At 38.7% G+C, this 16,970-nt stretch carries 18 protein-coding genes and 1 pseudogene; 11 read left to right on the top strand and 8 right to left on the bottom strand.

What is annotated here, in order from left to right; genetic code table 11:
* The first annotated feature begins 143 nt into the window (after positions 1 to 143).
* Positions 144 to 713 (top strand): recombinase family protein, encoded by a 570-nt coding sequence (locus CWS20_RS23385; RefSeq protein ID WP_066194357.1) that lies wholly within the window; start codon positions 144 to 146, stop codon positions 711 to 713.
* 177 nt (positions 714 to 890) lie between these two features.
* Here CWS20_RS23385 and CWS20_RS23380 read toward each other — a convergent pair whose 3' ends face one another.
* Positions 891 to 2,213 (bottom strand): ISL3 family transposase, encoded by a 1,323-nt coding sequence (locus CWS20_RS23380; RefSeq protein ID WP_041846675.1) that lies wholly within the window; start codon positions 2,211 to 2,213, stop codon positions 891 to 893.
* Positions 2,214 to 2,490: 277 nt separating this feature from the next.
* The gene (locus CWS20_RS23370) at positions 2,491 to 2,835 is read right to left on the bottom strand and encodes an ArsR/SmtB family transcription factor (RefSeq protein ID WP_041846673.1); all 345 of its coding nucleotides are present in this window, start codon (positions 2,833 to 2,835) and stop codon (positions 2,491 to 2,493) included.
* A 540-nt stretch (positions 2,836 to 3,375) separates the two neighbouring features.
* Here CWS20_RS23370 and CWS20_RS23365 point away from each other — a divergent pair.
* Positions 3,376 to 4,542 (top strand): IS256 family transposase, encoded by a 1,167-nt coding sequence (locus CWS20_RS23365; protein ID WP_101226412.1) that lies wholly within the window; start codon positions 3,376 to 3,378, stop codon positions 4,540 to 4,542.
* A 121-nt stretch (positions 4,543 to 4,663) separates the two neighbouring features.
* Here the strand turns inward: CWS20_RS23365 and CWS20_RS23360 are convergent, their stop codons facing one another.
* The 5 genes from CWS20_RS23360 to merR2 all read right to left on the bottom strand — a co-directional run bounded on the left by CWS20_RS23360 (position 4,664) and on the right by merR2 (position 7,620).
* Positions 4,664 to 4,942 carry a hypothetical protein gene (locus CWS20_RS23360; protein WP_101226411.1) on the bottom strand — a complete coding sequence of 93 codons (279 nt, stop codon included), beginning with the start codon at positions 4,940 to 4,942 and terminating at the stop codon, positions 4,664 to 4,666.
* Positions 4,943 to 5,192: 250 nt separating this feature from the next.
* Positions 5,193 to 5,564, bottom strand: coding sequence for a YHS domain-containing protein (locus CWS20_RS23355; protein WP_101226410.1), 372 nt, complete (start codon positions 5,562 to 5,564; stop codon positions 5,193 to 5,195).
* A 192-nt stretch (positions 5,565 to 5,756) separates the two neighbouring features.
* A complete protein-coding gene (gene merB / locus CWS20_RS23350; RefSeq protein ID WP_101226409.1) occupies positions 5,757 to 6,413 on the bottom strand; it encodes an organomercurial lyase MerB in 657 nt (218 codons plus the stop codon).
* Positions 6,414 to 6,605: 192 nt separating this feature from the next.
* Positions 6,606 to 7,235 (bottom strand): organomercurial lyase, encoded by a 630-nt coding sequence (merB, locus tag CWS20_RS23345; RefSeq protein ID WP_142385415.1) that lies wholly within the window; start codon positions 7,233 to 7,235, stop codon positions 6,606 to 6,608.
* Positions 7,225 to 7,620, bottom strand: coding sequence for a mercury resistance transcriptional regulator MerR2 (gene merR2, locus CWS20_RS23340; RefSeq protein WP_134230076.1), 396 nt, complete (start codon positions 7,618 to 7,620; stop codon positions 7,225 to 7,227). The genes merB (CWS20_RS23345) and merR2 overlap by 11 nt, the downstream gene beginning before the upstream one ends.
* Before the next feature lie 173 nt (positions 7,621 to 7,793).
* On the opposite strand from merR2, the gene CWS20_RS23335 reads away from it, so the two are divergent.
* The 7 genes and pseudogenes from CWS20_RS23335 (at position 7,794) to CWS20_RS23305 (ending at position 12,730) form a co-directional block, all read left to right on the top strand.
* A complete protein-coding gene (locus tag CWS20_RS23335) occupies positions 7,794 to 8,135 on the top strand; it encodes an ArsR/SmtB family transcription factor (RefSeq protein ID WP_101226406.1) in 342 nt (113 codons plus the stop codon).
* 45 nt (positions 8,136 to 8,180) lie between these two features.
* Positions 8,181 to 8,441: a transporter gene (locus tag CWS20_RS23330; protein ID WP_241504252.1), complete on the top strand. Its 261-nt coding sequence runs from the start codon at positions 8,181 to 8,183 to the stop codon at positions 8,439 to 8,441.
* Positions 8,438 to 8,959, top strand: coding sequence for a TlpA family protein disulfide reductase (locus tag CWS20_RS23325; RefSeq protein ID WP_101226405.1), 522 nt, complete (start codon positions 8,438 to 8,440; stop codon positions 8,957 to 8,959). Before CWS20_RS23330 ends, CWS20_RS23325 begins: the two co-directional genes overlap by 4 nt.
* Positions 8,956 to 9,615: a cytochrome c biogenesis CcdA family protein gene (locus CWS20_RS23320; protein ID WP_101226404.1), complete on the top strand. Its 660-nt coding sequence runs from the start codon at positions 8,956 to 8,958 to the stop codon at positions 9,613 to 9,615. Before CWS20_RS23325 ends, CWS20_RS23320 begins: the two co-directional genes overlap by 4 nt.
* A gap of 35 nt (positions 9,616 to 9,650) precedes the next feature.
* A complete protein-coding gene (gene merA / locus CWS20_RS23315) occupies positions 9,651 to 11,303 on the top strand; it encodes a mercury(II) reductase (protein ID WP_101226403.1) in 1,653 nt (550 codons plus the stop codon).
* 421 nt (positions 11,304 to 11,724) lie between these two features.
* Positions 11,725 to 11,901 (top strand): annotated as a pseudogene (locus tag CWS20_RS23310) (heavy-metal-associated domain-containing protein); the annotation flags it as partial.
* A 517-nt stretch (positions 11,902 to 12,418) separates the two neighbouring features.
* Positions 12,419 to 12,730: a four-helix bundle copper-binding protein gene (locus CWS20_RS23305; RefSeq protein WP_101226401.1), complete on the top strand. Its 312-nt coding sequence runs from the start codon at positions 12,419 to 12,421 to the stop codon at positions 12,728 to 12,730.
* A 78-nt stretch (positions 12,731 to 12,808) separates the two neighbouring features.
* Here the strand turns inward: CWS20_RS23305 and CWS20_RS23300 are convergent, their stop codons facing one another.
* Positions 12,809 to 12,958, bottom strand: coding sequence for a hypothetical protein (locus CWS20_RS23300; RefSeq protein WP_241504251.1), 150 nt, complete (start codon positions 12,956 to 12,958; stop codon positions 12,809 to 12,811).
* Between the two features lie 326 nt (positions 12,959 to 13,284).
* Here CWS20_RS23300 and CWS20_RS23295 point away from each other — a divergent pair, with 326 nt between their 5' ends.
* Together CWS20_RS23295 and CWS20_RS23290 are read left to right on the top strand one after the other, a co-directional pair.
* Entirely contained in the window at positions 13,285 to 13,833 is a 549-nt protein-coding gene (locus CWS20_RS23295) for a recombinase family protein (RefSeq protein WP_101226415.1), read from the top strand.
* An 87-nt stretch (positions 13,834 to 13,920) separates the two neighbouring features.
* On the top strand, positions 13,921 to 16,872 hold the full coding sequence (locus CWS20_RS23290) for a Tn3 family transposase (protein WP_101226399.1): 2,952 nt from the start codon (positions 13,921 to 13,923) through the stop codon (positions 16,870 to 16,872).
* Positions 16,873 to 16,970 lie beyond the last annotated feature (98 nt).

The following is a 16,970-nucleotide window of genomic DNA, read 5'->3' as shown; positions in this document are numbered from 1 at the left end:
ATGTCCCACCATGGACCTTCTGTCCTGTGATTTTATTAAAATTAGCAGTTACCAAAAATAATTACCAAAACTATTACCAAATACCTTTACAATAAGTACCTCTCTAGTAAAATAAAAATATACAAGTTTAATGGAGGTTACTTATGATAATTGGTTATGCTCGGGTGTCTACTATTGATCAAAACTTAGATCGGCAAATTGCTATGCTTAATGAATATGGTTGTGAAAAAATAGTTAAGGAGAAATTTACTGGTACGGTTAAAGATCGAAAAGGACTTCATCAACTTTTTGATGTCGTTCGGAAAGGCGATACAGTTGTAGTGGAGAGTATCTCCCGTTTAGGACGTAAAACATTGGATATCCTCAACATTATTCAACAGTTAGAAGAGATGGGGGTACAATTCATTTCTTTAAAAGAAAATATGGATACAAGAACCTCTACGGGCAAAGCCATGTTCCAAATGATGTGTGTCATTGCTGAATTAGAAAGAAACCTTATTGCTGAGAGAGTAAAGGAAGGACTTGAAGCAAGTAGAAGACGTGGGAAAACATTAGGTAGACCCAAGTTGGATAAAGAAAAGCTTGCTGTTGCGCTAAGGATGTATGATAGTGAAGAATATTCTATAAAGGAGATAGTCTCAGCAACTGGAATATCTCAAGGTTCCTTATATAGAGCAGTCAACAGAAGAAGGCTTGAAGAAATAAAAAAATAGGGCGCGTTTTATTATTTCTTCAATTTTACTTTGCGGTCTACAGCAGGAACCCTGTCACTAGGCCTAATATACTATGAAAGATGTTTGCTTGAAAATGGCCAAATCATACGCCAAAGTGAAAGTAATGCAAACGGCAGTACAAAATAAGGGTATTCGGATTTTATGGTGGAAAAGGGCTTATATTCCACCCTTCTCCAATTTCTTAATTAGTGTGGAAAAATCAACACCATAGTTGTCTGTTATGTTGTGGTCTGTCACTTCATACCAATTGAGAGTTTCGTATAATATAGCTTTGCTGAACGCACTCGAATTAAAACGTGGCTTACGTCTCTTATGTAGTTTTTCATTAAAAAGTATTTTGGCTCGTAAGGCTTCAAAGGAGTAACCTCTACCCATTCGTTCTACTTGCCTAATAATACTATTAATGGACTCTGTATAAGCGTTAGTGAGCCTTTTATCGAAGTAGTTGAAGATTTCATCCTGCCAGTTGTCTACAGCTCTAACAAGGTCTTTATATGCGTCTTTAGAGTTACTGGATAAACAACGTTGTCTCCAATATCTATAACGATCCATCCCCTCGTCAGAATCATCTGTATCCCATATCATGTAGAACTCTTCTTTAATTTCATAGGCTTCTTTTAGGTCAGAGCTATTACTTAACCAAGTATCTAAAAGAAATGAGTCTCTTTCATTCAAGTCATGCTTTCGTTTAAGAAGGATATACCTTTCACGCATAAGGGTACGCCTTTCTTTGGCTGTCATATTGGCTCTGAGAGACTTCCTAACATTATCTAATGCTTGATTAGCCATTCGGACTACATGAAACTTATCTACAACTACTTTAGCGTGTGGCAAAACAGTATTTACTGCATCTTTGTAAGGCTTCCACATATCCATTGTGACGTATTCAATGTAATGCCTATCACCAATCTCTGAAAGCCTTTGTATAACAGTATTCTTATTACGATTAGGCTTAATATCAAAGATGGTTTTACGTTCAACATTAGTCAATACAAGACGAGGTTTACGGATAATATGTATTTCATCTATTCCAAGCCATTTAGGAGTCTCAAATTGGTATTCTTGTTCTTTAAATGCTACATAGTCCTTAAAGACGTTTCTTACGGTCTTTTCGTCTACACCGACGCTTTCAGCGACATCCACAAAGGTCTTGGACATAGACTGCTCTTCAATGGACTTTAACAACCTTTTAGTCATGCTACGTTTTTCGTCAATAGAAATAAGACGTTCCCAAAAGGTAGAACCACATTCACGACATTTATAACGTCTACGCTTTAGTTGTAAGCCCACTCGCTTCAAACGAATGGGCAAGTCCATAATTAGTTGCTTTCGTGAGTCATGCCTATACAACTTATCAAAACCACATTCAGGACAACGTTCAGGCGGTTCGATTGCTTCCACTTTAAACATCATATCGCTTTCATTTTCTTGTGGTGGTTCTGTTGTTTTAAGATCTGGTAGTAATAATAAGTCTGACATACTGTTCATCCTTTACTACTCGTAGTGTTACGATATTAATTATCTTTCATTGAATATCCTACGTAAAAAAGGTTATCCCATTGATGCAGGGATAACCTTTTCATTATTCATTTATGCAGTAGCACAGCTACAATCTTTGCACTCACAGACTTCATCAGTACAGTTATCTACACATTCTTGACTGCAATAAACTTTTCCTTCTACTTCTACTTTGTTTTCACCAAGAAGACAATTACAGCTTGGTCTCGCACATTTTTCCATACCAAACTCCTCCTTATTATTTTGGTAAATCCTCGGTTAAACACCAACCTTGGTCTAAAAGACTAACGACACAATTATCAACAATTCGGTACCGAATAAAATTGCCTTCACGATTATTGCGAACGATGCCTTTATCGACCAATCGTTGAAGTTGGTTGGAAATGGCTTGAGGTTTCATTTCAAGCTGTTCTGCTACCTCACTAACAGATAAATTTGGTGTTCGAATTAAAGTGTGCAATATTCTGAGTCGAGTCCCATTAGAAAGTATTTTAAAGGTCTCACTTAAACCCTCAGCGTTATCTGTATCTAACAAGGGGCGTTCCGTTAGTTTTGGTTTTGGTGTACACCAGTTTTCAGCCATTATTTCCTCCTCCATTTCACAATTACATTATATAGTGTAATAGTTTTTGTGTCAAGACGTTTATACAGTGAAATTCATAATATAAGCATCTTTTTTATCAGTACGTTATGACACCTTTACAATATAGTAATTTATTTCCCTTGCACTGACTATTTAAATTTTTTTCAACCTATAATCACCTGTGTTTGTGTTTGATTGGAACTATTATTTTCCTTAGTATTCCACTAAATAATCCGATTTAACACTAACTGTTTTTAAATTATTAAAATAGTAATTCCACTATATATTCCGAAGACCCCAAAATAACCTGTGTAAATCGAAATTTTATAAATGACCATATTATTCCCAATAGAAAGAATATAGTTTTGAACACCAATAAGTAAAAACCATAAAAGAAAAGAAATTAAAACTGTAGTAGCGCGAATCACGTGATGATACTCGATGACGTAAAATATTTTGTGTAAGCCCTTGAAAACATAAAAATAGGTAGGGTATCCTCGGAATTGTCTAGATTCCATAAGAGAGGAGTAATCCCTACCTATGTCATCAAGTATAAACAATTCCGACTTCACAAATCAACTGGAAGAAATCATAAAATCATTTATTCAAGAAAGACTTGAAATCATCATGAAAGCAGAACTGGATAACTACTTGAAAGTTGAAAGACCTAATCATCCAAACAGCAAAAATGGATATTATAAACGTTCATTAGACACGAGATACGGCAAAATCGAAGAATTATCAGTACCACGAGATCGCCGAGGTGAATTTCAAACTCAGCTCTTTGCTCCTTACCAACGTCGAGATGGATGGCTTGAGGAAACCATTATCAAGATGTATCAAAGTGGCATGAGTACCCGTGAAGTAGGGAAGTTCATTGAACGCATTCTCGGTTCTTCTTACTCTCCCACGACCATCAGTAATATCACGGAAGTGGCCATGGAAGATATCCAGGCGTGGCAGCAACGCGAATTACACCCACGCTATTCTGTGCTATATCTGGATGGCATGTATATCAAACTCCGCCGTGACACCGTGGCGAACGAAGTGATTTACTTTGCCATTGGAGTCACTGTAGAAGGATATCGTGAACTGTTAGGTTTCTACATTGGTGGTCAAGAGAGTGCTCTTGGTTGGCAAGAGATGCTTCAAGACCTCTATCAACGTGGGTTGAAGGAAGTCTTACTCGGTGTATTTGATGGACTTCCTGGCTTAGAAGAAGCTTTTAAAAGCCTTTATCCGAAAGCAGATGTCCAGCGTTGTGTGGTACACAAAGTACGACACACCTTAAATCGTGTGCGTAAGAAGGATCGAGAAGAAGTCGCTGAAGATCTGAAGGCAATCTACCGGTCCTTCACTCACTCACAGGCTGAAGAACAATTCTATATGTTTCAAGAGAAATGGCAGAACAAGTATCCAAGAGAGGTGTCCTCATGGGAAAAAGATTTGCCGGTATTACTCACATTTTTGAAATATCCCTCCTCCATTCGGAGTGTAATTTACACCACCAACTGGATTGAGCGGACCATCAAGGACATTCGTAAAAGACTGAAGCCCATGAACAGTTTACCTGACATTAAAGCCGCTGAGAAAATTGTATATTTAACCGTTCAAGGCATTAATGAAAAATGGTCTGAACGAAAATTACGCGGATTTGTCAGCGCATATCAAGCTTTATATGACATGTTTGAAGAGCGATATAGATAATCCTTAAGCACCTTTTTTAAAGCTTAAAAAGTTCGAAGAACCTGTCAAGGGACTCGTATACACTTCGCCCTTGACAGAACCTTCTGAAACTTTTTGTGTAGTCACCAAGGCTGCTTAAGGTCTAATATATTGGCAATTCCAAAGGAAACCCTGCGAGCTTACACAAAATTCTTGACGGTACCTGATACTCTTGTTTCATAAATCCAGAATAAATCGTTTTTGTCCATGCACCAATAGTGATAGCAGAGCTAAGTACTATGAGAAACCCGATAATCCATAACAATAAATTATTCTTTTCATGATTTTCAAAACCATGTGCAGCTACCGGACTAGCTATAAATAATAAAGCAATTATAAAGATTGTTATTATACATAAATCAACTTTTTGTGACTCTCTCATGATAAATTTCCCTTCCAAAAACATGTTAAAATATCATATATATATATTTTAACATTAAAATATTATGTTTTGAAAGGATTTAAATTTTAATGGGCTCCATAAATAAGCGGAGGCCATAAGTAGTTCATTTTTCGATCAAATTTAATCATCTACATAAATAGGTTTCCTTTACATGTGAAAAGGCATATCGCATTGGTGTGCTGCTTACGTTTAGCAGTTTCAGATATATATCGATGAAAACGAATTTTCATTAACAGCAAGCTGAGTTATCACCAAAGAGTTCAGAATTTTTGATTTCACCAGCCAGACGTTTTATATAAAAATCAGGATTCTTTTTGAACTCTGTCATACAATGAGGACATCTGCAAAAATTAAATTTGATATCCTCATGCTGATATTCAATTGTGAACTCCGCTGGTTTTTCAGCTAAACAAGCGGGACAAACAACCCAGTCGGCTATTTCCGCAAGATATTTATCCGGATCGGTAATAAAAATATCTACACATCCCTGGCAACAAAATTGATATTCTTCATCTTTATATTTGTATACGGCTGCCTTATCTTTTTCAATCCCTAATCGTACTAGGGAACACCCACAGGCAGGACAGATTGAAGTTTTCATGCTTGCTTTTTCCTCCTAGAATTTAAATGTTTTTTTGATTCGCAACCTCAATGGGCCATGGACTTGACCCCCCTAAGCTCATTCCTACAAGGAGGATATTGTTCGGAGGATAATTGCTATTGAGAAAGAATAGCCTTGTATCCATCTTTATCAAACCATGTAATACCCCTTCTGGCATCGTCGTACTTAAGACTAGATGTCACAGCAGGACCCATTGGAAGGGCCTGTTTTTTCGTAATTCTTCCCCATAAGGTTTCCAAGTTTAAAAGCATCTTCAACAGATAACACTTTTCCCCCTGGATGTTGGTTAAGCCAGTCCTGCGCTGCACTCGGTGAGCTGAAAAAATGGACTTCGTTGCAGAATGCCGAGCGGACCGCGGACATATCGTCTGGCGTAACGATCGAAACTACTGCCGTGGAAGGTTCCACCTTTACAATGCGTTCTGGTTCTACCGTCAACCGTACGGGCTTACCGGTGGAGTGGCAAGGTGACTCGATATGAGCCGAGCGGCCGATGAGTCCCGGAAACATAAGTGTATCAAGGGCGCACCATGCATATAGTTGCTTCCCATCAACCTTGAAGTGGTGAGGGGTTGGTACCATGGTGAGACCATAACCAACGACACGGCCTTGTTCATCGAGCTCCACGCTGGGTAGAGACTGGACAACTTTCCCTACCTCTTCGACAGGTTTTCCAGTCGCTGTCGCGATGTCTTCAATGGTAACTGGCTCCCCCTCTGTCAGCATTTGTAACGTCGGCCGGAAGATCCACTGCATGGAGCTTCCTCCCTCTCTCTTTTTAGACCGTTGGTCAAGTAAGGTTACGAGTTCCTGAATTTCTTTTTTCATGTCTTTTTCCTCCTGAGCTTTTTGTAAATTTTTATGTTACTCTCGTGTTACCTAATAAATATTTCTACATATGCGTGTGCTACACAATTAAAGTGTCCAGAAAAGGGATGATCAATGGAACAAAAGCGATGTATAGGGTTTTCTTTTAACCTTTTGGTTTTCTTGTCTGGATCCATTCATGAGATCCAGCCCCTATGATAAGAAATTTTTCAATTCGTTTCCAAAAGAGAGGGCTTGTTCCAAAGTCATGACTTCCCCATGCAATTTTGGATGTTCTTCTTTCCACTTGTTTGCATGCTCAACTGAGCTAAAATAGTGAATCTGTTTACATGTTCCACCAGCCCATGGAGCCTCTGAATCAAACGGCACCGTCCAGATTACTGTAGAATCGGGAGTTACCTTTTCCAATTTCCCGTTTCGGACAGTTACCTCAATCGATTCACCTGTGTACGCACAGCTGGAATGTATATCGACATCAGCCTCCAGCGCAGTAGACAGTTCCAATGTAGAAATTGCACACCAGGCAAATAAAGTTCGTCCTTCCATTTGGATCTTATTATTAGTCTGTATAATCGATAATCCCAAGGCCCCTACTATTTTTCGATTGTCTCCACGAACGATCATCTGCCGTTGGGCTAATATTTCTACTACTGACTCAACGGTTTTTGTTTCAATTCCCGTTTGCTTTGCTAAAAAATCTTCGGAAACAGGCCGCCCCTCACGAATCGAGAAAAATACTGCCCTCAGGATAGGCCTTGTTTCTTTAGGCAGGCTAAATAACAATACATTATAAAATTCTTTGATTTCGGATTCATTCTTCATTTGTAAATCCCTCCATTTGACTAAATACATCTTCCGGGGAGTCAAGAAACGATGAAACATGTTGACGTAATTTTTGCAGTTCTTCGATATGCTCATCGATTTTGGCCAGTTTTTCCTTCAACAATTGTTGAAGACGAGGTTCAACTTCTACAGTATCTTTTACGAAAATCACAGATAAATCTTTCATTTCCTCTAGGGATACGCCTAACGATTGAAGCTGTTTAATGCAATTGATACAAAATACATGATCTTGGTTATAAACACGGTAGTTACCCTCACTGCGCTTAATGGAAGGCAGGATCAATCCCTTTTCTTCATACAAGCGAATCGCTTTTCGAGTGACTCCGGTTTCTTCTGATAGTTGACCGATTGTAAATGAATCCACCTGCTTGCCCCCTTTCATCTGATAAAACTTAGTTAACTAACCAGAGTATACAACCTTAACCTTAGGGGGAGGTCAAGGGGGAAATTAATTATTATAATTATTCCCGTAAGCAAAGCAAAAATATTTGTAATTAAATATTAAAATATTATAATATATAAAGTGGAGGTGTTAAAATGGTGAAAGAACAACCTGTTTTGCAGTTGGAGGATTTACAGCACGAGCTTATAGCGAAGTTTTTTCACGGACTATCGAATCCGGCGAGATTTAAAATCGCTGTGTCCTTGCTCGAATCCGAAAAAAATGTTAGTCAATTAGTTCATGAGTTAGGAATGAAACAATCTCAAATATCAAACCAGCTTGCTTGTTTGAAATGGTGTGGTTATGTGTCGACACGCCAAGAAGGCAAATTTATTTATTATCGGATTACAGACGAAAGAATTCGAAACATAATCGAACTGGCCCGCCAGGTCGTCGCCGACAATGCTGAACATATCAATTGTTGTACGAGAATCTAAGGATTAAGAATTCTTTACTAGAGTTTGATGGAGGGAGGAATTTTCTTGAAGGAAAAAATGAAAGGCTGGGGATGGGGAGCTTTAGCATTCCTAACTTGTCCGTGCCATCTGATTTTAATCATCCCTTTATTGGCAGGTACTGCATTGGGAGCCTATTTAACTACTTATAAAACTGCGGCCTTTATTATTTTAGGGGCATTATTTGCCTTGTCCCTTTACAGGGTCTTAAGTAAAATGTGGCCCGAAAAAACGGAAGATCAAACCATGGATTGCTGTCTTCCTGATAAGAAGGAAGTGAAGTCATGAAACGCGCTGCTCTTCTTGTTCTTTTACTTGCTGTAATCGGTATTGGTTATTTTGCGGTTACCAAATTGGGGGGATCAGCAGGTGCGGGCGTTGTGAAAACATCTGAGCAGGCAAGTAAAACAGCTGAAAATCCGACAGTTTCCAATTTGAGTTTTACAGATATCGACGAAAAGGTTGTAAAGGTCGACCCCAACAAAAAGACCATTCTTCATTTTATGATATCTACCGGGTGTCCATCTTGTGCAGTTATGGCAGGGAACCTAACCAAGTTTGCGGACAATCCTAATATCGATCTGGTTTCCATTGCCATGGATCCAGTGAATGACACAAAAGAGACGATTCAAGAATTTAGGGAAAACACGCAGGCAAAATGGCCTTTTACCATCGATAAGGATCAATCGCTGATACAAAAATTTAACGTTACCTCCATTGATACGGTTATGATTATTTATCAGAATAAGCTTATTTTTAGTGGAGTGTACCCTTCAATTTCAGAATTGGAGAATGAGCTAAAATGACGGCAACTGCACTTCTTATCCTTGGAACCGGTATGATGGCGGCATTCAATCCCTGTGGCATTGCGATGCTGCCTTCGTACATCGTTTACTTATTAGGCGGACAGAAAAGGAAAGCGTTCGATGGCCTTTGGGCTGGCCTGCTTATGACAACCGGCTTTTTGGTAGTCTTTCTGATTGCCGGATTAGTTTCCGTTATTTTTGCCGAATTATTAGGGAAAGCTATGCCATGGATTGCGTTTTTCGTTGCGGTTGGCTTTGCTGTTGCAGGTATCTTCATGATGTCTGGCAAAAATGTATTTTCGTTTCATATCGGTGGTAATTGGGAAATGAAAAAAGGCGCGAAAATATCCCTATTCCTTTATGGAATCGCATACGCTCTCGGCTCCCTTGGTTGTACTTTACCATTATTCTCTGTTTTGGTTTTATCCTCATTTGGGGCAAGTGGTTTTCTGAGCGGGATGTTTAACTTCCTGTTGTACGCACTTGGGATGGGTTTCGTTGTTACGTTAATTTCACTGGCTTCAACGATTTCCCAACAACTTGTAATGGACTTTGTCCGTTCAAGCGCCCGGTGGATGGGAAAATTAAGCGGCGCCATTACATTGGCGACAGGGATTTATCTGATTTTTTATTGGTTTCCGAAACTCCCTTTGTAAAGTAATACGAATTTAAATTGGAAAGGTGAATAATTATGTCTGAAAAAGAGATAAACGTACGAATTCCTACACAGGGAATGACTTGTGCTGGTTGTGAAGATCACGTGATCAACGCATTGAACAGTATTGGCGCAAAGAATGTAACGGCAAGTTTTCGCAAAGGAGAAGCAACTTTCCAGGTTGAAGAGAAAAGCGACATTGAAAAAGCAAAGAAAGCAATCGCGGATACCGGGTACATGCCTGGGGAGGCTGAAATCATTTCCAGTGAAAGAAAACCTGAACTGAGCCAGGAAGGCGACTATGATTTACTTATTATTGGATCCGGCGGAGCTGCCTTTTCGGCAGCGATTGAAGCAGTCGGACAAGGTGCTAAAGTAGCCATGGTCGAGCGTGGCACCATAGGCGGAACTTGTGTCAATATTGGGTGTGTCCCTTCCAAAACACTGCTTCGTGCCGGGGAAATCAATCATTTGGCTCGCATGAATCCTTTTCTCGGACTAGACATTTCAGCGGGACCGGTAGATTTAGCCACATTAGTTAACAAAAAGAATGAACTTGTTGACAATATGCGTCAGGAGAAATACGTCAATTTAATCGATGATTACGGTTTTGACCTTATCCAAGGGGAAGCGAAATTCCTTGATGAGAACACGGTAGAGGTTGATGGGCGGAAGATTACAGCGAAAAGCTTTTTCATTTCAACCGGTGCTTCTCCACAGGTGCCAGACATTGAAGGTTTAAAAGAAGTCGATTTTCTAACGAGTACTACAGCTCTTGAACTGAAAGAACTTCCGAAACGCCTAGCCGTCATTGGTTCTGGATATATTGCGATGGAACTAGGACAGCTATTCCATAATTTGGGATCGGAAGTGACCTTAATCCAGCGAAGTCCACGCATTTTAAAAACATATGACCCTGAAATTTCTGAGGCTGTAACAGAAGCCTTAACGGAACAAGGGATAAGTTTAATTACGGGTGCGACGTATGAGAGAGTAGAAAAAGACGGGGATGTCAAACGTATTCACATTGTGGTGAATGGTGAGAAACAGGTAATTGAAGCAGAACAGCTTCTTGTTGCCACTGGCCGAAAGCCAAATACAGCAGCACTTAACCTTGATGCTGCCGGTGTTAAGGTCGGATCTCGGGAAGAAGTGATCATTGATGAATATCTCCGGACAAGCAATCCGCGCATTTTTGCCGCAGGAGATGTAACAATGGGACCTCAATTTGTGTATGTAGCAGCCTATGAAGGCGGGGTTGCGGCTAGAAATGCCTTGGCTGTTACGGAACAAAAAATTGATCTTCGTTTCGTTCCAGGAGTCACGTTTACGAATCCTTCGATTGCTACTGTGGGGCTCACTGAAGAACAAGCGAAAGCAGAAGGATATGAAGTAAAGACGTCCGTTTTACCTTTAGATGCTGTACCGAGAGCCCTTGTAAACCGGGAAACAACTGGTGTTTTCAAACTGATCGCTGACGCGAAAACATTAAAAGTGCTTGGCGTTCATATTGTGGCCGAAAATGCCGGGGATGTTATTTATGCAGGAACATTGGCAGTTAAATTTGGTTTAACGGTTCAAGATTTACGCGAAAGCCTTGCGCCTTATTTGACGATGGCGGAAGGATTAAAGTTAGCAGCTCTTACTTTTGATAAGGATGTTTCCAAATTATCCTGTTGTGCAGGGTAAGGTGAGATAATGTAACCGCCTGATAACTTTGAACACTTTTTGCTAAATTGAAGTGAACACTTTACTGGAAGTTGTGGGGACATGTTGTCACTTTACATGGAGCCCCTGCGCGCAAGATCACGAGCCATGAAGCCAGATGTACCAAAGAATCTGGCTCAGACGAAGTAGGCTATCATGTCCGCCTCTCCAAATAAAGCGCACGTCTCTACTGGAAAATAGTGTTCAGTCTTATTCAGCATTTTTAGGTAAGAAAGTGTTCATTTCTACTTGGCGGTTACAGATAATTATGGTGAGGTGAGAATGAATGGGGATCTTTGATTTTTTTAAAAAGAATTCAATCGAAAATTCAATCATGAATCCAGGAATTGGAGAAAAGATGGTTGTTTTTAAAGATCTAGGCATGAGTTGAGGAAGTTGTAAAGCTTCGGTCGAAGCTGAGTTGAAAAAAGTATTGGGTGTTTCTCAATTTAATGTTAATGTGAAAAATCAATCAGCAACGGTCATTTTTGACCCATCGAAAACAGATTTGAATTCCTTAAGAGAAGCTATTCACCGGGCTGGTTACACACCAAAGTATGAAATTGTCAAAGATGGATAAATTGAAAAGTATATGTTTTTTTAATGAACACATCCACTCTTCTTACAAGAGGCGTGATGTGTTTTATTCTTTCCGTTTTCCCCCACTTTTTTAGTTACTTTTTTATTCACTCATTAAACAGTGAGCAAAGAAACTGGATAATTTAATCAAATTCGAGCTTAATGCTGATGGACCTTAAAAGAAAGATGTACTTCGTTTGAAATCTCCGAAAAAAGTCACTGTTGTATCCCAAAAACAAAAAATGAAGCAAAGCTACTTTATTTTCGGCTTTTATCCTCTCCTGTAAATTGTGTTGCGTTAGAGTATCATTTCCATACTTATCATACCACCATCAATGGGTCATGTTATGAAAAAAAATCCAGTCTATGACTTTTTACACGTATCTCGGCTGAACCCCTTCGAGGGGATATGTAAAAATACCCCTAAGAAGAAATCGATTTAAAACACATTTTTCCTTTGGTTTTGGTAAATGGTAAAAAGGTAAGCAAAAAATATACATAAAGGAGATGTTTAAAAAGTGGAACATGTTAAAGGAAATGCGATGGAATTATGTTTTGAGGCAGCAAGATTTTGTGAAAAAACGTACGCTGAGTCATTGGATACGCAAAACACGAAACTGATTCGATATTTAAGGGATTGTGCTGATTTGTGTTATACTTGCGGCAAATTTTGTGCAAGAGACAGTGAGTTTATGGGTGCTCTCGCCAAAGCTTGTGCGGATGTTTGTATCAAATGCGCTGATCTTTGTGAAAGTGTTGGTACTGATATTGCAAAACAATGTGCTGAAGCGTGTCGTCGTTGTGCGGAGGCTTGCCGACAAGCTTCATAATAATAGACGGATTAATATGTAATAAACAGGGGCTTCATTTCAAGCAAGCTCCTGTTTTCATTATTTATTTAGCTCGACCTACTGATGGTTGAACACCTGTTCCACCACAGCATCCACACATCCTGCCGCAGTGGCAAGTGGGACAACATCCACTTCTCTGACAATGGTGGCAACCGGATCCACCGCAACAACAACACTTTCCTGTACCACCACAGTAACGACACCCACCTGTACCACCGCAGCAATGACACATATGTTGCATGAACTCACCTCCATAGGGAATTAATTACTTACTATTAATATGTCATGTTTATTAATCTTGCGGATTGTCCATACAAAAAGCCGATTTACTGGGCCTTTTTTGGGATCTTGGCAAGGTTCCCCATGCTATAGCTGTCACAAAAACGTTCGTTTCTGTTACGTGAGTGCACAACAATTTTCTAAGCTAGCAATCTCCCATAACTAACGTAACAAAAATATGTAACAAAATATTTTGTAACAATATCATTATTTTAGTGTTTTTGATACAATTATATAGGAAGGAGAGGATGTATGTGAAATTTGGTTATATGCGAGTTTCCACAATTGACCAAAATTTAGATCGCCAAAAGAAACAGCTTGAAGATTTCGGATGTGAACAAATCTTTTTTGAAAAACTGACTGGTACTAAACGGGATCGCCCGGAGTTAAACCGCATGTTAGAGTTTCTTCGAAAAGAAGATACGGTTGTCGTAACGGATTTAACTCGTTTATCTCGTTCCACGAAAGATTTGATTGAGATTACAGAGCTAATTTCACAAAAGGGAGCGCATTTAAAAAGTTTAAAGGAGTCCTGGCTTGATACAACAACAGCACATGGAAAAATGTTGTTTACCATTTTTGCTGGAATTGCACAGTTTGAGCGAGATCTTACCTCTGAACGAACAAAGGAAGGAATTTTAGCTGCAAGGAAGCGAGGAAAACTTCCTGGAAGACCAAAAGCTGACGAGGAAAAAATTAAGTATGCTTTATATCTAATGGAACAAGGGATGAGCCGGACTGATGCTGCTGAAAAGGCTGGTATCTCTCGTATGACTCTGTACCGTAAGATACAAAAAAAATAATGCAACTAACTAGTAACCAATGGACCAAGAATTACTTGTTAATGCTTACAGCCTACTTAAATCGTGATTTCAATTGAGAGGTACAAAATGAAAAAACAATGGGAATTAGATGAACTAATCGGTCATTTTACATTAATCGAACCTGAAAAAAAGTTGATTGAAAGTAAGTATGTTAATTCGCAACTGGGCTTTGCTGTAATAATGAAATTTTTTCAGCATGAAGCCAGATTTCCAGCCAAGTCTAGTGATATTCCAAAAGTAATAATCGATTTTATTGCAAAACAGCTTAAAGTACATCCGGCGATGTTTGATCTATATTCTTGGAGTTCTCGTACCTTGACGAATCATCGAAATGAAATCCGGAAATTATATGGTTTTCGTGAAGTTACAATTCAAGATGAGAAAGAGATAACAACCTGGTTACAGGGGAAGGTGTTGGACTATGCTCATGAGTTTGAACCTTTAAAGGAGACTGTCTACTCTGAATTTAGACGTAAAAAAATAGAGCCACTTACTGATGACCAGATTGAAAGAGTGGTTAAATCAGCAGTTTGGAATCAGGAACAGCAATTCTACAAAGAAACTTACCAAAAATTATCTCCTATTACCCTATCCCGTATGGATGCTCTTATGGAGTCATGGGTTGACATGGAAAACGATGAAACAGGCGAAGAGCAAGAAGATAAAAACAAAATTACTTTTCGCAAGATTACACTAGGTCCAGGACGAGTTAGCAAAGATACATTGCTGTTAGAAATTAATAAGTGGAAAACCTTAAATATGTTGGAACTCCCTGATAACCTATTTAGCTTAATTCCACCGAAAGTAATAAAAAAATATCGATTAAGAGCTATATCGGAAGAGAAAAGAGAGCTACGTAGGCATCAACCAGCCATACGCTATACTTTGCTAGCAGCACTTTTTTGGTCAAGAATCAAGGAGATAACGGATAGTTTAATCGAAATTTTAATCACTCTTATCCATAAGATTGACGGCCGTGCGGAGAAAAAGGTTAAGAAAGACCTTATTCTAGAAGTAAAAAAAGTACATGGCAAAAATGACATTCTAATCTCATTATTAGAGGCTGCGCTCGAAAATCCAAATGGAATTGTAAAAGATATTTTATTTCCTTTAGTTGATATGGACACCCTAAAGAATATTATTAAAGAATTGAAATATAAGAACTCGGTTTATCAAGAAAAAGTATATTGGAAAATCCGAAGCTCCTATAGTAGTTCCTATCGGACAGCAGTAACAGAGTTACTGAAAACGTTAGATTTTCGTTCCAACAATCAGAATCATCAGCCTCTTATTAAAGCCATTGAGTTGATTCGTAAATACTCGGGTACTACTCAAATTAATTATGCTCACGATGACGATGTTCCTACTGGAAGAGACATAATTCCTGCTAAATGGCGAGAACATGTCATAGAAAAAGATTCTAAAGGCAATGAGAAAATTAACCGAATGAATTATGAGATTTGTGTTCTTCATGCTCTTCGAGATAAGTTAAAGTGCCGAGAAATTTGGGTGGTCGTTGCAGATCGTTACCGAAATCCAGATGATCATCTCCCACCTGACTTTGTTAAAAATCGAGAAGAACACTATGAAGCTCTTAAGTTACCAATTAATGTGGATGAAAAGATTACGGAGTTACAACAGGAAATGCATGATAAGCTATCGATGCTAGATCAAGGAATACCTAGAAATAAAAAAGTATCCATTTCTGAATATAAAGGTGGATGGATTTCTCTAGCAAAGGACGATATACAGCCTGAACCCAAACGGTTAGCTTATCTCAAACAAGAGATTGCAAATCGATGGTCGATGACTAATCTTATTGATATTTTAAAAGAAACAGATTTACGGGTAGGGTTTTCGGATCTCTTTCAAACATTGGCTACTCATGAACGGTTAGATCGAAAAACCATTCAAAAACGCTTGCTGCTTTGTCTTTTCGGATTAGGAACAAACACAGGTCTAAAAAGGGTTGCTGCAGGGAATACAGATGTTACCTATAAAGATTTGTTATATATTAAGCGAAAATACATTTACAAAGATAACTTAAAGGCAGCCAATGAACATGTGGTCAATGCCATTTTAGCAGATCGTTTAGAAGAGGTCTGGGGGAAAGGAACAACCTCTTGTGCATCTGATTCCACAAGAGTTGTAGCATATGATCAAAATTTAAGAACTCAATGGTTCCCACGTTATCGAGGCCCTGGCGTCTCTGTTTACTGGCATGTAGAGGAAAAATCGATGTGTATACACTCACAAGTAAATACACCGAATTCTTCTGAAGTAGCTGCTATGCTTCATGGATTATTAAATCACAACACCAATAAAGAAATTGAAAAAAACTTTGTTGATACACATGGACAAAGTGAAGTAGGTTTTGCATTTTGTCACTTGCTCGGTTTCAAATTAATGCCACGTCTCAAAAACATCAGTTCACAGAAACTGTATAAACCTAATACTGGAGTCAGTTTTCCTCATTTACAGCCTGTTCTCGCACAAAAAACAATTGATTGGGAATTGATTCGTCAACAGTTTGATGAAATGGTGAAATATGCAACTGCTTTACGATTAAGCGTAGCAGACACAGAATCTATCTTAAAGCAATTTTCGAAAAACACCTCTCATCCTACCTATAAAGCATTACAAGAATTAGGAAAAGCGTTGAGAACTATCTTTTTATGTGAATATCTGCATTTTGAAGAAATACGTAGAGAAATCCATGCTGGTTTAAATGTAGTGGAAAACTGGCATTCAGCCAGTGATTTCGTTTTTTATGGAAAAGGTGGAGAGATCCAAAAGAATCAACCAGAAGAACAAGAAATTGCTATCCTTAGTCTCCACTTACTGCAAAATTGTTTAGTCTACATTAATACTCTTAAAATTCAACATGTACTGAAAGAAAAAGAATGGATCAATCAGATGACAGCAGAAGACTATCGCGCTCTCACTCCTCTAATTTACAATCATATCAATCCATATGGAGAATTTCGAATGGATCTAGATAAAAGACTTGCATTATAATAAACACTTTAAAACGAATGAACCGATTCATATAGAGTTGGTTCATTTACCATTTTTTTCCGAAATTGCACTTCGTCGTTCAGTTGCTGGTTCTACCC

The sequence above is a fragment of the Cytobacillus horneckiae genome, from assembly GCF_002835735.1.
Taxonomy (GTDB): Bacteria; Bacillota; Bacilli; order Bacillales; family Cytobacillaceae; genus Cytobacillus; species Cytobacillus horneckiae.
This window is presented reverse-complemented; position numbering and strand designations above follow the sequence as displayed.

What these genes read in the sequence shown, in the direction of transcription:
- CWS20_RS23320 (WP_101226404.1), top strand. Translation starts at nt 8,956, where the DNA reads ATGACGGCAACTGCACTTCTTATCCTTGGAACCGGTATGATGGCGGCA.
- CWS20_RS23290 (WP_101226399.1), top strand. Translation starts at nt 13,921, where the DNA reads ATGAAAAAACAATGGGAATTAGATGAACTAATCGGTCATTTTACATTA.
- CWS20_RS23365 (WP_101226412.1), top strand. Translation starts at nt 3,376, where the DNA reads ATGTCATCAAGTATAAACAATTCCGACTTCACAAATCAACTGGAAGAA.
- CWS20_RS23380 (WP_041846675.1), bottom strand. Translation starts at nt 2,213, where the DNA reads ATGTCAGACTTATTATTACTACCAGATCTTAAAACAACAGAACCACCA.
- CWS20_RS23360 (WP_101226411.1), bottom strand. Translation starts at nt 4,942, where the DNA reads ATGAGAGAGTCACAAAAAGTTGATTTATGTATAATAACAATCTTTATA.
- merB (WP_101226409.1), bottom strand. Translation starts at nt 6,413, where the DNA reads ATGAAAAAAGAAATTCAGGAACTCGTAACCTTACTTGACCAACGGTCT.
- CWS20_RS23385 (WP_066194357.1), top strand. Translation starts at nt 144, where the DNA reads ATGATAATTGGTTATGCTCGGGTGTCTACTATTGATCAAAACTTAGAT.
- CWS20_RS23370 (WP_041846673.1), bottom strand. Translation starts at nt 2,835, where the DNA reads ATGGCTGAAAACTGGTGTACACCAAAACCAAAACTAACGGAACGCCCC.
- CWS20_RS23335 (WP_101226406.1), top strand. Translation starts at nt 7,794, where the DNA reads ATGGTGAAAGAACAACCTGTTTTGCAGTTGGAGGATTTACAGCACGAG.
- merA (WP_101226403.1), top strand. Translation starts at nt 9,651, where the DNA reads ATGTCTGAAAAAGAGATAAACGTACGAATTCCTACACAGGGAATGACT.
- CWS20_RS23325 (WP_101226405.1), top strand. Translation starts at nt 8,438, where the DNA reads ATGAAACGCGCTGCTCTTCTTGTTCTTTTACTTGCTGTAATCGGTATT.
- merB (WP_142385415.1), bottom strand. Translation starts at nt 7,235, where the DNA reads ATGAAGAATGAATCCGAAATCAAAGAATTTTATAATGTATTGTTATTT.
- CWS20_RS23355 (WP_101226410.1), bottom strand. Translation starts at nt 5,564, where the DNA reads ATGAAAACTTCAATCTGTCCTGCCTGTGGGTGTTCCCTAGTACGATTA.